7 protein-coding genes are annotated in these 13,040 nt (G+C 54.0%); 3 read left to right on the top strand and 4 right to left on the bottom strand.

The window, feature by feature from the left end; all coding sequences use genetic code 11:
* Positions 1 to 111 precede the first annotated feature (111 nt).
* Positions 112 to 1,215 (bottom strand): peptide chain release factor 2, encoded by a 1,104-nt coding sequence (prfB, locus tag ACTHUG_RS00520; protein ID WP_036492330.1) that lies wholly within the window; start codon positions 1,213 to 1,215, stop codon positions 112 to 114.
* Between the two features lie 97 nt (positions 1,216 to 1,312).
* A complete protein-coding gene (truC, locus tag ACTHUG_RS00515) occupies positions 1,313 to 2,029 on the bottom strand; it encodes a tRNA pseudouridine(65) synthase TruC (protein ID WP_440385892.1) in 717 nt (238 codons plus the stop codon).
* Positions 2,030 to 2,169: 140 nt separating this feature from the next.
* Here truC and ACTHUG_RS00510 point away from each other — a divergent pair, with 140 nt between their 5' ends.
* Positions 2,170 to 2,898, top strand: a complete 729-nt coding sequence (locus tag ACTHUG_RS00510; RefSeq protein ID WP_003747857.1) for a TIGR00730 family Rossman fold protein — start codon at positions 2,170 to 2,172, stop codon at positions 2,896 to 2,898.
* Positions 2,899 to 3,008: 110 nt separating this feature from the next.
* Here the strand turns inward: ACTHUG_RS00510 and ACTHUG_RS00505 are convergent, their stop codons facing one another.
* Together ACTHUG_RS00505 and sstT are read right to left on the bottom strand one after the other, a co-directional pair.
* Positions 3,009 to 4,865 carry an ABC transporter ATP-binding protein gene (locus ACTHUG_RS00505; protein ID WP_440385891.1) on the bottom strand — a complete coding sequence of 619 codons (1,857 nt, stop codon included), beginning with the start codon at positions 4,863 to 4,865 and terminating at the stop codon, positions 3,009 to 3,011.
* A gap of 227 nt (positions 4,866 to 5,092) precedes the next feature.
* Complete coding sequence (sstT, locus tag ACTHUG_RS00500) at positions 5,093 to 6,316, bottom strand: serine/threonine transporter SstT (protein ID WP_440385890.1); 1,224 nt, start codon at positions 6,314 to 6,316, stop codon at positions 5,093 to 5,095.
* 447 nt (positions 6,317 to 6,763) lie between these two features.
* On the opposite strand from sstT, the gene ACTHUG_RS00495 reads away from it, so the two are divergent.
* A complete protein-coding gene (locus ACTHUG_RS00495; RefSeq protein WP_440385889.1) occupies positions 6,764 to 8,605 on the top strand; it encodes an autotransporter assembly complex protein TamA in 1,842 nt (613 codons plus the stop codon).
* 78 nt (positions 8,606 to 8,683) lie between these two features.
* A complete protein-coding gene (locus tag ACTHUG_RS00490) occupies positions 8,684 to 12,832 on the top strand; it encodes a translocation/assembly module TamB domain-containing protein (RefSeq protein ID WP_440385888.1) in 4,149 nt (1,382 codons plus the stop codon).
* The last annotated feature ends 208 nt before the right edge of the window (positions 12,833 to 13,040 follow it).

Genomic DNA, 13,040 nt, shown 5'->3' with positions numbered 1-13,040 from the left:
CCGCCAATCTTTGCATTTGCAAAACATGTTTTAATATTTGCAAAATAATGTTTCTTTCAAACTGAAAAATGCCGTCTGAAATCTTTCAGACGGCATTTTATGTTTTACGGTTTATACGCCTTGTTTCAGGCTGGCTTCGATGAAGCCGTCCAAGTCGCCGTCCAATACGGCTTTGGTATTGCCGACTTCGTAGCCTGTGCGCAAATCTTTGATGCGTGAAGAGTCCAAGACGTACGAACGGATTTGGCTGCCCCAACCCACATCGGACTTGCCGTCTTCCAATGCCTGTTTCTCTTCGTTGCGTTTGCGCATTTCCAATTCGTACAGTTTGGATTTCAACATTTCCATCGCGGCCGCTTTGTTGGCGTGTTGCGAACGGTCGTTTTGGCACTGCACCACAATTCCCGTCGGCTCGTGGGTAATACGCACGGCGGAGTCGGTTTTGTTAATGTGCTGACCGCCGGCACCGGATGCGCGGTAAGTGTCGATACGCAAATCGGCGGGATTGATTTCGATTTCGATGGAATCGTCGATTTCGGGGTACACGAACACGGATGAAAAAGACGTATGGCGTTTGTTGTTGGAGTCAAACGGCGAATAGCGCACCAAGCGGTGAACGCCGGTTTCGGTACGCAGCAGGCCGTAGGCGTATTCGCCTTCCACGCGGATGGTGGCGCGGTTGATGCCCGCGATTTCGCCGTCATCTTCTTCAAGGATTTCGATTTTGAAGCCTTTGCGTTCGGCGTAGCGGCTGTACATGCGGAACAACATGCCCGCCCAGTCTTCGGCTTCGGTACCGCCCGCGCCTGCGGTGATGTCGATAAAGCAGTTGTTCGGGTCGGCAGGCTGGTTGAACATTCGTTTGAATTCGAGGTCGGCCATTTGTTTTTCCAAACCGGCCACATCTTCCTGCACGGCGGCGAAACCTTCTTCGTCGTTTTCTTCGACGGCCATTTCAATCAGCATGCGGTTGTCTTCGATGCCTGATGCGATGTTGTCGAGCGTCAACACGATGCCTTCGAGGATTTTGCGCTCTTTGCCGATTTCTTGGGCGCGTTTGGGGTCGTTCCAGAGTTCTGGGTCTTCGGAGAGGCCGATGACTTCTTCCAATCGGTCTTTCTTGCCTTGATAGTCCATGTAGACGCGGATGTCTTCGCTGCGCTTCTCCAAGTCGTTTAGGGTGTTGTTAAGCTGGTTGATTACTTCGGCTTCCATGATTCTTGTGTTCTTTCAAAATTTTAGGGGCGTATTGTAAGGGATTTGCCTGTTTTTTTCCATGACCGGGCCGTCTGAAAATGTGCAGTTTGGGTTTTCAGACGGCCTCGGTTTTGAATTTTTCCAACCAAAGCCGCCAGTCGTTGTCTATCGGCGCTTGTACGGTCATCCGGCTGCCGTCTTCTATGCTTTGAAAACTAAGGCTTCGCGCGTGCAACATCAGGCGTTGCGTGCCGATATGTTCGGCAACGGCATGGTTTTGGCGCAAATCGCCGTAGTTGGTGTCGCCGACGATGGGGTGGAAAATGTGTTTCATATGGCGGCGGAGTTGGTGTTTGCGGCCGGTGTACGGCGTGAGTTCGGCCCACGAATAACGCGAGGTCGGATAACGCAGCGCGGATTGGAACGGCAACTCGGTTTGCGCCAGACAGCGGTAGGCGGTTTGCGCTTCCTGCAATGTGGCTTCGGTCTGCGCTTCGGCGATTTTGTCGGGCATATATTTGAGGGCGTAATCAATCAGGCCGTCTGAAGGCAGATGACCGCGAACAATCGCCCAATAAATTTTTTTGATGGTTTTGTTTTCAAACTGCTGCGTCAATAATCGTGCGGCTTCCGTATCAAGGGCAAACAGCAAGACGCCGGAAGTCGGGCGGTCGAGGCGGTGGACGGGATAGACGTGCTGCCCGATTTGGTCGCGCAGGGTCTGCACGGCAAAACGGGTTTCGTGTTTGTCTAACCAGCTTCGGTGCACCAGCATTCCGGCAGGTTTGTTGACGGCGATAGTGCGGCTGTCACGGTGGATAATATCTAGCATGGCGGAGCAGTTGAATAAAAGCAGATATTGTAACGGGCTTTTGAAAATGTGGCAGGCACACTTGCCGCCGAAACCCAACTTTCAGACGGCCCGCCCCTTTCGGGTTACAATACTGCACATAAAAACACGAAGGAAAAGCCGTGAGCCTGCTCAAAAAACTGCCCAAACCCATGCTGCCCGATGAAACCCGCCGCGATATTCAGGCGCGCGAGTCGTATCATGTATTGAAGATTATTTCCGAATTTGTCGAAGCCGGCGAAGAATTGCGCGCCATTCAGCCAGCTGTCAGCATTTACGGCAGCGCGCGCACGCCCGAAAACCATCCCGACTACGCGTTCACATTGCGCTTGGCGCGCAAACTGTCGGATGCCGGATTTTCCGTCATTTCCGGCGGCGGGCCGGGCATTATGGAAGCGGCCAACAAAGGCGCGTTTGCAGGCGCAAGTCCGGCGGTGGGGCTGAATATCGTGTTGCCGCACGAGCAAAAAGCCAATCCGTATCAGGATTTGTCGATTAAATTCCAACACTTCTTCCCGCGCAAAGTCATGTTCGTCAAACACGCCGTAGCGTATGTCGTTATGCCCGGCGGTTTCGGCACGTTGGACGAATTGTTTGAAAGCCTGACCTTGGTGCAAACCGGCAAAACGCCCGACCGCCCGATTATCTTAGTGGGCAAAGCATTTTGGGCAGGGCTGTTGGACTGGATACGCGAGCAGTTGCTGGGCAGAAACCTGATTTTGGAAGAGGATTTAAACCTGATCCGCGTCATCGACGACGAAGACGAAATCATCGAAGAAATCTTCGCCCATTACGAAAACCGCTTGGAAGACTTGTCCGAACACCAAAATGCTTGGTCGCTGGGGCTGTAAAAAACTAAGGTTTCAACTGAAAAAGGGCGGTTATCCACCTGCCCTTTGCTTCATGAATAAAGGCCGTCTGAAAATGTTTTCAGACGGCCTTTTATCTTCTTTCAAATCGTTTAATTGTTTTCCCACTCGACATGCTCACTCAAGAAGCCGCCGCTTTGGTGCGCCCAAAGTTTGGCGTACAGGCCTTGTTTCCCGAGCAACTCGGTGTGGCTGCCTTCTTCGATGATGCGGCCTTTGTCCAAGACGATGAGGCGGTCCATCGCGGCGATGGTGGAGAGGCGGTGGGCGATGGCAATCACGGTTTTGCCTTCCATCATTTTGTCGAGGCTTTCTTGGATGGCGGCTTCGACTTCGGAGTCAAGCGCGCTGGTGGCTTCGTCAAGCAACAGAATCGGCGCGTCTTTGAGCATAACGCGGGCGATGGCGATGCGTTGGCGCTGGCCGCCGGAAAGTTTCACGCCGCGTTCGCCAACGTGCGCATCATAGCCGCGTCGGCCTTTGGCATCGCTTAAGTTTGGAATAAAACCGGCGGCCTCGGCGCGTTCCGCGGCGGAAATCATCTCGGCTTCGGTTGCATCGGGACGGCCGTAGATAATGTTGTCACGGACGGAGCGGTGCAAGAGGGAGGTATCTTGCGTCACCAAACCGATTTGGGCGCGCAGACTTTCTTGGGTAACGCTGTCCACGTTTTGGCCGTCGATCGAAATCGTACCGCTTTGCGGTTCGTAAAAACGCAGGAGCAGGTTGACGATGGTGGATTTACCCGCGCCGCTGCGGCCGATCAAGCCGACTTTTTCACCGGGTTTGATGTTCAGATTAAAGCCGTTAAGAAGCGGTTTGCCTGCTTCGTAGGAGAAATCGACGTGATCAAACTTGATTTCGCCCCGGGTGACTTTAAGCGGCAGGGCTTGCGGCTTGTCGAGGATGGTGTGGGGTTTGGACAGGGTGGCCATGCCGTCATTGACGGTACCGATGTTTTCAAACAATCGGGCGGATTCCCACATGATGTATTGCGACAAACCGTTCACACGCAATGCCATGGCCGTGGCCGTAGCTACCGCACCCACGCCGACTTGGCCGTGATACCAAAGCCAAATGCCCAAGGCGGTCGTGCCGACGGTCAGCGAGCTGTTGACGATAAAGCTGCAGGTGTGCAGCAGCGTTGCCAAACGCATTTGGGCATGGACGGTTACCATAAACTCTTCCATCGACTGCTTGGCATAAGCGGCCTCGCGTGCGCCGTGGGAGAAGAGTTTGACGGTGGCGATATTGGAATAGGCGTCGGTAATGCGGCCGGTCATCAGCGAGCGCGCATCGGCTTGGCGTGCAGCGGTTTTGCCGAGTTTGGGAATCAGGAAGCGCATAATCATGGCGAATCCAATCATCCAGCAGATAAACGGCAAAATAAGCCATACATCAAATGAGGACAGAATCACACCGGAAGTGATGAAGTACACCAGCACATACACAACCATATCGGCGACGGTCATCACGACATCGCGCAGCGCCAGCGCGGTCTGCATGACTTTGGCGGACACACGTCCTGCAAATTCATCCTGATAAAAGCCTAGGCTTTGTCCCAACATCAGGCGGTGGAAATTCCAGCGCAGGCGCATGGGGAACACGCCTTGCAGGGTTTGCAGGCGTACATTGGAAGCGAAAAAGGTCCAAACGGCAAAAAATGCCACCATGGCCATCATGCCGATTAATGCATGGCCTTTTTCAACAAAAAGCGTTTGCGGCGTATAAGCGCCGAGCCAGTCGACTACCTTGCCCATAAATTGAAACATCAAGGCTTCCATGATGCCGACGCCGACCGTAAACACGGCCAACACGGCGATCCATTTACGCACGCCTTCAATATTGCTCCAAATAAACCGCCACAACCCTTTTTCCGGCGTTTTCGGAGCAGCTTCTGGATAAGGGTCGATGCGGGACTCGAACCATGAGAATATTTTTTTAATCATTGTTTTTGCAAATGTGATAAGACAGTCAGACCGTCTGAAAAGAGGTGTTCAAATACATTCAAGACTGTATTTTACGGGAAAAATCCAACTGATGACAGCGGATACCGTTAGTCCGACCAAACCAATCTAGCGGCTTGACTATCTAAAAATCCCTTTTCCTTTACCCAAAGCAAAGGCCGTCTGAAACTTTTCAGACGGCCTTTGCTGGATTTAGGTTAACCCTAAAATCACTCTTTACGTTGACGACCCAAATCGGCAGCGGCAGTAAACAAAACGTCGGTGGAAGAGTTCAACGCAGTTTCTGCAGAGTCTTGAATCACGCCTATAATGAAGCCGACAGCAACCACCTGCATGGCCACATCGTTATCGATACCGAACAGGCTGCACGCCAAAGGAATCAGCAGCAACGAGCCGCCGGCCACACCGGATGCACCGCACGCGCTGACGGTGGCCACCAGGCTCAACAGCAGGGCAGTGGCGAAGTCAACTGTAATGCCTTGCGTGTGCGCCGCAGCCATCGCCAAAACGGTAATGGTGATTGCCGCACCGGCCATATTGATGGTTGCACCCAATGGAATGGAGATAGAGTAAGTGTCTTCGTGCAGGCCCAGTTTTTTCGCCAATGCCATGTTCACAGGGATATTGGCGGCGGAAGAACGAGTAAAGAAGGCATACACGCCGCTTTCGCGCAGGCAGGTAAACACCAGCGGGAAAGGATTGCTGCGGATTTGCGTCCACACAATAATCGGGTTGACCACCAACGCAATAAACAGCATACAGCCGAGCAATACGGCCAACAGCTGCATATAGCCGGCAAGCGCTTCAAAACCGGTTTCCGCAATGGTAGAGGACACCAAGCCGAAAATACCCAGTGGCGCAAAACGGATAATCCATTTCACAACGGTCGAAACGGTATCGGCCAAATCGGCCGCCACTTGGCGGGTCGTATCTGAACCGTGATGGCGCAAAGCCGCACCCAATATCAGGGCCCAAGCCAAAATGCCGATATAGTTGGCATTGGCCAGCGCGTTAATCGGGTTGGCCACCAAATTCATCAGCAACGTTTTCAACACTTCGATAATACCGGAAGGCGGCGCAACGGAGACATCACCGGCCGTACGCAGAATCAGCGTGGTCGGGAATGCCATACTGGCAATGACTGCCACCACAGCCGCGGCAAACGTACCGAAAATATACAAAATTAAAATCGGTTTGATGTAGGCCTGATTGCCTTTTTGGTGTTGCGCAATGGCGGCAGTCACCAAAACAAATACCAAAATCGGCGCGATAGCCTTAAGCGCACCGACAAACAGGCTGCCCAGCAGTCCTGCGCTGATACCGACTTGCGGCGAAAATGCACCTACAAGAATACCTAAAACCAAGCCGATGGCAATTTGTGCCACCAGGCTGACGCTGTTGATCGCGTTCAAAAGCGGATTGCCACTTGCCATATCCGTTCCTTCAATTTAAAGATATGTTAAAAAAGTCTTACATTCTAAAATAAAAAATCATTTGTCGGCGAGGTTTTCATGCACACCTCACAAAAACGGCATTAAAGTTTAGAATTTATGACACAGTTAGCACTTTATGCCAAAAATACAGTAAAACTCACTCAAACCCTAATTTAAAGCATACCCATACCATTGCCTTATCCCTCTGTATCTTGATTTCAGACGGCCTGAAATCTACGCCATAAGGCCGAATACAAAGGCAACTTCATCAGTCAAAATACAAAAACATAAGTATTACAATCGTATAGAAATAAACCAAAATCTTCCCTTAAGTCGCATTTGGCAACATTATCGCGCTAAATTTCCGTTTATAACCATAGCCTGAAACCTTGCAGAAATAATGTTAAAATCCACAGACTGAAGAATTGTCGCTGTCGAACACACATCATGACCAAACTGACCTACCCTGTTTTATTCGCATCTTTGGCGCTCGCCTACGGACACGCGTTGGCAGTAGATACTTCCGTTCCCAAAGCGGAAGACTACGAGGCCGTCCCCGAATCCGAAATGCCCAAGCAGCCCAAAGACGACCAAACAGGCAAACTCAAGCCCAAATTCCCCGTCAAAATCGACACCCAAGACAGCGAAGTCAAAGAAATGCTTGAAGAATACCTGCCGCTGATTACCCAGCAGCAGGACGAAGAGCTGGACAAAGAGCAGGTCGGCTTCCTCGCCGAAGAGGCACCCGACAACGTCAAAACCATGCTCCGGACCAAAGGCTACTTTAACAGCAACGTTAATATTCAAGATCACGGCGAAAGCTACACCGTCAACGTTACCCCCGGCCCGCGCACCAAAATCGACAACGTCAGCGTGGCCATCCTCGGCGACGTATTGAATGACGAAAACCTGGCCGAGTACTACCAAAATGCGATGGAAAACTGGCAGCAGCCCATTGGCGAAAACTTCGACCAAGATGGCTGGAATGCGAGTAAAACCTCCGTCCTCAGCGCAGTAACGCGCAAAAAATACCCTTTGGCGAAACTCACCACCACCCAAGCCACCATCAATCCCAATACCCAGAAGGCCGACTTAAACGTCATCGTGGAGAGCAACCGCCCGATTTACTTCGGCGAGTTCCAAATCACCGGCACGCGCCGCTACCCTGAAAGCGTGGTTTCCGGCATGGCGCGCTTCCAACCCGGTTCGCCTTACGACTTAGACAAAATCCTCGACCTGCAACAGGCGCTCGAGCAAAACGGCCACTATTCCGGCGCGTCCGTACAGGCCGACTTCGACCAACTGCAAGGCGACCGCGTCCCCGTCAAAATCAACGTGACCGAAGTCAAACGCCACAAACTGGAAACCGGTATCCGCTACGACTCCGAATACGGAATCGGCGGCCGCATCGCCTACGACTATTACAACCTCTTCAACAAAGGCTACATCGGTTCGGTCGTTTGGGACATGGACAAATACGAAACCACGCTGGCCGCCGGTATCAGCCAGCCGCGCAACAACCGTGGCAACTACTGGACAAGCAACGTTTCCTACAACCGCTCGACCACGCAAAACCTTGAAAAACGCGCCCTGTCCAGCGGCATTTGGTATGTCCGCGACCGCAACAATATCGATGCCCGCTTCGGCCTCGAATTCATTACCGAAGACCGCAAAGTCCCCAACACCAGCTACGATTTGGGCCGAAGCCATGCCACCATGCTGACCGCCTCATGGAAACGGCAAAGCATCGAAACCGAGCTGCACCCTCAAAACGGCTACTACCTCGACGGCAAAATCGGCACGACTTTGGGCAAACTCCTCTCCTCCACCCAAATGGCGCGCGCTACGGCACGCGCAGGCTATTTCTTCACGCCTGAAAACAAAAAAATCGGTACATTCATCGTACGCGGACAGGCCGGCTACGTTTATGCCCGCGAAGGCGAAGAAGTGCCTTCCAGCCTGATGTTCCGCACCGGCGGCGCGACTTCCGTACGCGGTTACGAACTCGACAGCATCGGTTTGGCCGGCCCCAACGGCTCCGTCCTGCCGCAACGCGCCTTGGTGGTCGGCAGCCTCGAATATCAATTCCCGGTTACCAAAAGCTTCTCCGGCGCCATCTTCCATGATGTCGGCGACGCGGCAAGCAACTTCAAACACATGACCTTAAAACACGGTACCGGCTTGGGTGTGCGCTGGTTCAGCCCGGTTGCGCCGTTCTCCTTCGACATCGCCTACGGCCACCACGACAAAAAAATCCGCTGGCACATCAGCTTGGGCACAAGGTTTTAACAAACATACACCATCCATTCTTTCAGACGGCATCAGCCATTCCAGGCCGTCTGAACAACAGACAAACAGAAAAATATCATGACCGATACTGCAAACACTTCCACGCCGTCTGAACAACAGCCCGCCCCGCCAAAGCGCAAAAAACGCCTGTTGCGCGGCTTTGTCCTGTCCGCCTTGGGCGTATTGACCGTTTCCGCCGGCGCGATCGGCTGGCTGGTCGGTACGGAATCGGGTTTGCGTTTCGGTTTGTACAAAATCCCGTCATGGTTCGGCGTCAAAATCTCCTCGAACACGCTGAAAGGCACGCTGATTGAAGGTTTTGAAGGCGACAAATGGTTGATTGAAACAGACGGTGCGGACATCAAAATCAGCAGCTTCCGTTTTGATTGGAAACCGTCCGAACTGTTCCGTCCGTCTTTGCATATTACCGAAGTCGTGGCCGGCGACATCGCCATCGTGACCAAGCGCACGCCGCCCAAAGAAGAAGAGCCGTCAAAAGGCCTGCCCGACAGCATAGACTTGCCCGTTACCGCCTATCTCGACCGTTTGGAAACCGGCAAAATCAGCGTGGGCAAGCGTTTTGACAAGCAGACCGTCTATCTCGACCATCTGCACGCGGCCTACCATTACGACAAAAAAGAACACCGCCTCCACATCAAAACCGCCGATACGCCCTGGAGCAGCTCGACAGGCGCGGTGGTGCTCGGTTTGAATAAACCCTACGTCCTCAATACCGCCATCTACACCAAAGGCCAGCTTGAGGGCGAAACCATACACGGCACGGTACGCCTGTGGGGCAGCCTGCAAGACGTGTACACCGACCTGCTGCTCGACGGCGACAACGTTCATTTGTCTGCCAAATCCACCATCCACCCATTCGCCGACAGCCTCAACGAAACCGTCGGCGAAATCCTGGTTAAAGGTTCGAACATCAATCCGCAGGCCTTCCTGCCCACCCTGCCCAAAGCACGTCTGAATTTCGACGCCACCACCATTCCGTCCTTTACAGACGGCGTTGCACTGGAAGGCTCGATAGACTTGGAAAACGACCAAGCCGGTTTTGCCGATGAAAACCATATCCCCGTCAAACGCATCCTCGGCGAATTCATCGTCGACGACAAAGGCACGGTCAAAATCGAAGACATCGGCGTCGGCCTGCTCAAAGACGGCAGCATTGACGTATCCGGCTCTATCAACACCGCCCAGGACCAGCTCAAACTCGCACTGGGCATCAACAATACCGGCGCAGACGACTTCGTCCGTCAAAACATCGCAGGCCGTCTGAACGGCAGCATCGACGTCAAAGGCGAAACCTCCTCCCCTGTCGTCAACTGGAATCTCGACAGCGGATTTGCGCGTACAGATGGCATGCTGTTTTTCCAAACCGACAAACAGCTCGGCCAGCGCACGCTCAAGCTCGACAAAGTTCGCCTGGTTCCGCAAAACGGCGGCGAACTCAATGCCAAAGGCTCGCTCGAACTCTTCAAAGACCGCAAACTGCAACTGGACATTGTCAGCAAAGCCTTCAACCCTGCGCGCATCGATCCGCAGCTTCCGCAAGGCAGCGTCAACGGCAACATCAACTTGACCGGCATACTGGCGCAAGAGAAATTCGCCGGCAAAATGCAGTTCGCACCGAGTACGCTCAACGGCGTTCCGCTCAGCGGCAAAGCCGACGTCGCCTATGAAAACAAACACCTCTCGCGCGCCCTGACCGACCTGACCCTCGGCAGCAACATCGTCAAAACCAACGGCAGCTTCGGTAAAAAAGGCGACCGCCTCAACCTCAACATTACCGCCCCCGATTTGTCGCGTTTCGGCTTCGGCTTGGGCGGCCTGCTCAACGCGCGCGGCTACATCTCAGGCAGTTTTTCAGACGGCCTCAAAACCCTTGAAGCCGATTTGAACGGCGAAGCGCGCAACTTCAAAGTCGCCGATGCCGTCAACATCCGCACCCTCGACTTCAAGCTCAAAGGCTCGCCCGACACCAACCGTCCGCTGAGTGCCGACATTAAAGGCGAACACATCGCCGTCTCCGGCGGCGCGGCCATGATCGACAACGTCAACCTGCTCATCAGCGGCACCGGTTCTCACCACCACATCCGCGGCAACAGCAACATGGCGGTGGACAACAAACGCTACAAACTCGACCTCGACGCCGCCGGCGGCCTCAACAAAGACCAAACCCAATGGAAAGGCACGGTCGACACGCTCGACATCAACGGCGCGTTCAACCTCAAACTGCAAAACCGCCTCAACCTCGAAGCCGGCAGCGAACGCGTCTCCCTCAGCAGCGCACGCTGGGCGGCCATGGGCGGCAGCCTCAACCTGCAAAATTTCGTTTGGGACAAAAAAGCCGGCATTACCAGCAAAGGCAGTGCGCAAAATCTGCACATTACCGAGTTGCACAACTTCTACACCCCGCCCATCGAACACAACCTCGTCTTGGGCGGCGACTGGGATTTGGCATACAGTCAAAACGCGCGCGGCTTCCTCAACATCAGCCGACAAAGCGGTGACATCATCCTGCTGGGCAAAGACCCGAAAAACAAACAGCCTTTGGGACTTTCCGCGCTCGCCCTGCGCACCCGTTTCCAAAACGGCCGCATCGACAGCACGCTGGAAGGCAACACCCGCTTCGGCAAAGTTGACGGCACGCTCGGCATCGCCCAGCAGTTCGGCAACAACATCAACAATGCCCCCGTCAGCGGCAAGGTTAATATCAGCGTTCCCGATTTGGGCTCGCTCAAATCCTTTATGCCGGCGACAGCCCAAGGCATTGCAGGCCGTCTGAACGCGACCGCCACCATCGGCGGCCGACTCGGTTCGCCTACCGTCAACAGCAACCTCGACCTCCAAACCAATTACGGCCGGGCCGACGGTACCGTCAACATCGGTCAGGGTACCAGCTTCGATACCGCCCCTCTGAGCGGCAAGCTCAACCTGAATGTTGCCAACCTCGAAGTCTTCCGCAACTTCCTGCCCGTCGGCCAAACCCTCAAAGGCCGTCTGAACGCCGCCGTCAACTTGGCAGGCCGTCTGAACGATCCGCAACTGAGCGGCCAGATTAACGGCGACAACCTCTATTACCGCCATCAAACCCAAGGCCTGATTCTCGACAACGGCGTATTGCGTTCGCGCCTGCAGGGTCAAAAATGGGTAATCGACAGCCTCAAATTCCACCGTGGCGGCACGATTGAGCTCAAAGGCGCGGTCAACCTTGCCAACGCCAACCCCGATGTCGACGTGGACATCGTCTTCGACAAATACCGCACCCTCTCGCGTCCAAACCGCCAACTGCAGCTCTCCGGCGCGGCCAAAGTCCTCTACAATCCGGAAAAAGGCGTATCGCTCAACGGCACGCTCAACACCGACTACGGCAGGTTTGGTTCGCAAAAATCCTCCATGCCGACCCTCGATGACGACGTGGTTGTACTGGGCGAAACCAAAAAAGAAGCAACGGCCACCACGCCGATTAATCTGAACCTTGTCTTGAACATCAACGACAATGTCCGCTTTGTCGGCTACGGCGCAGACGTTACCATCGGCGGCAAACTGACCATCACGTCCCGCCCCGGCGAAGCCGTCCAAGGCGTCGGTACCGTGCGCGTTGTCAAAGGCCGCTACAAAGCCTACGGCCAAGACCTTGACATCACCAAAGGCTCGGTTTCCTTTGTCGGCCCACTGACCGATCCGAACCTCAACATCCGTGCCGAACGCCGCCTCTCCCCGGTCGGCGCAGGTGTCGAAGTCCTCGGCAGCCTCAGCAATCCGCGCGTGACCTTGGTTGCCAAGGAAGCCATGAGTGAAAAAGACAAACTCTCCTGGCTCATCCTCAACCGTGCCAGCAGCGGCAGTGACGGCGACAACGCCACGCTCTCTGCGGCCGCCAGCGCATTGCTTGCCGGCCAAGTCAACGACCGCATCGGCCTTGTCGATGATTTGGGCTTTACCAGCAAACGCAGCCGCAACGCCCAAACCGGCGAGCTCAACCCTGCCGAACAAGTCCTGACCGTCGGCAAACAGCTCACCAACAACCTCTACGTAGGTTACGAATATGGCATCTCCAGCGCCGAACAATCCGTCAAACTCGTGTACCAACTGACCCGCGCCATCCAAGCCATTGCCCGCATCGGCACACGCTCATCCGGCGGCGAATTGAAATACACCATCCGCTTTGACAACTGGTTCGGCAAAGACGAACCCGAGCCGGAAGAACAACACTAAAAGCCGTGAAAAAGGCCGTCTGAAATTCATCTTTCAGACGGCCTTTATCTTGTTCTACCGTATTAGAATCTTTCTCCCATGCCTCAAAAGACAAAGGCCAACGGCGCAAGTTTGAAAATAAAGGCAACTAAAAAAGTGAGCGGCCAGCCACGGCTTATTCAAGATTAGCGATAAATCAAGCGGACACAAAAAGGCCGTCTGAAACTGA

The organism is Neisseria sp. P0022.S009 (genome assembly GCF_051956675.1).
GTDB lineage: Bacteria > Pseudomonadota > Gammaproteobacteria > Burkholderiales > Neisseriaceae > Neisseria.
The sequence above is the reverse complement of the archived record's forward strand: the minus strand, read 5'-3'. Positions and strand labels throughout refer to the sequence as shown.

Excerpts from the sequence above, each read along its gene's own strand:
- prfB (WP_036492330.1), bottom strand. The coding sequence starts at position 1,215 with ATGGAAGCCGAAGTAATCAACCAGCTTAACAACACCCTAAACGACTTG.
- truC (WP_440385892.1), bottom strand. The coding sequence starts at position 2,029 with ATGCTAGATATTATCCACCGTGACAGCCGCACTATCGCCGTCAACAAA.
- ACTHUG_RS00505 (WP_440385891.1), bottom strand. The coding sequence starts at position 4,865 with ATGATTAAAAAAATATTCTCATGGTTCGAGTCCCGCATCGACCCTTAT.
- sstT (WP_440385890.1), bottom strand. The coding sequence starts at position 6,316 with ATGGCAAGTGGCAATCCGCTTTTGAACGCGATCAACAGCGTCAGCCTG.
- ACTHUG_RS00495 (WP_440385889.1), top strand. The coding sequence starts at position 6,764 with ATGACCAAACTGACCTACCCTGTTTTATTCGCATCTTTGGCGCTCGCC.
- ACTHUG_RS00490 (WP_440385888.1), top strand. The coding sequence starts at position 8,684 with ATGACCGATACTGCAAACACTTCCACGCCGTCTGAACAACAGCCCGCC.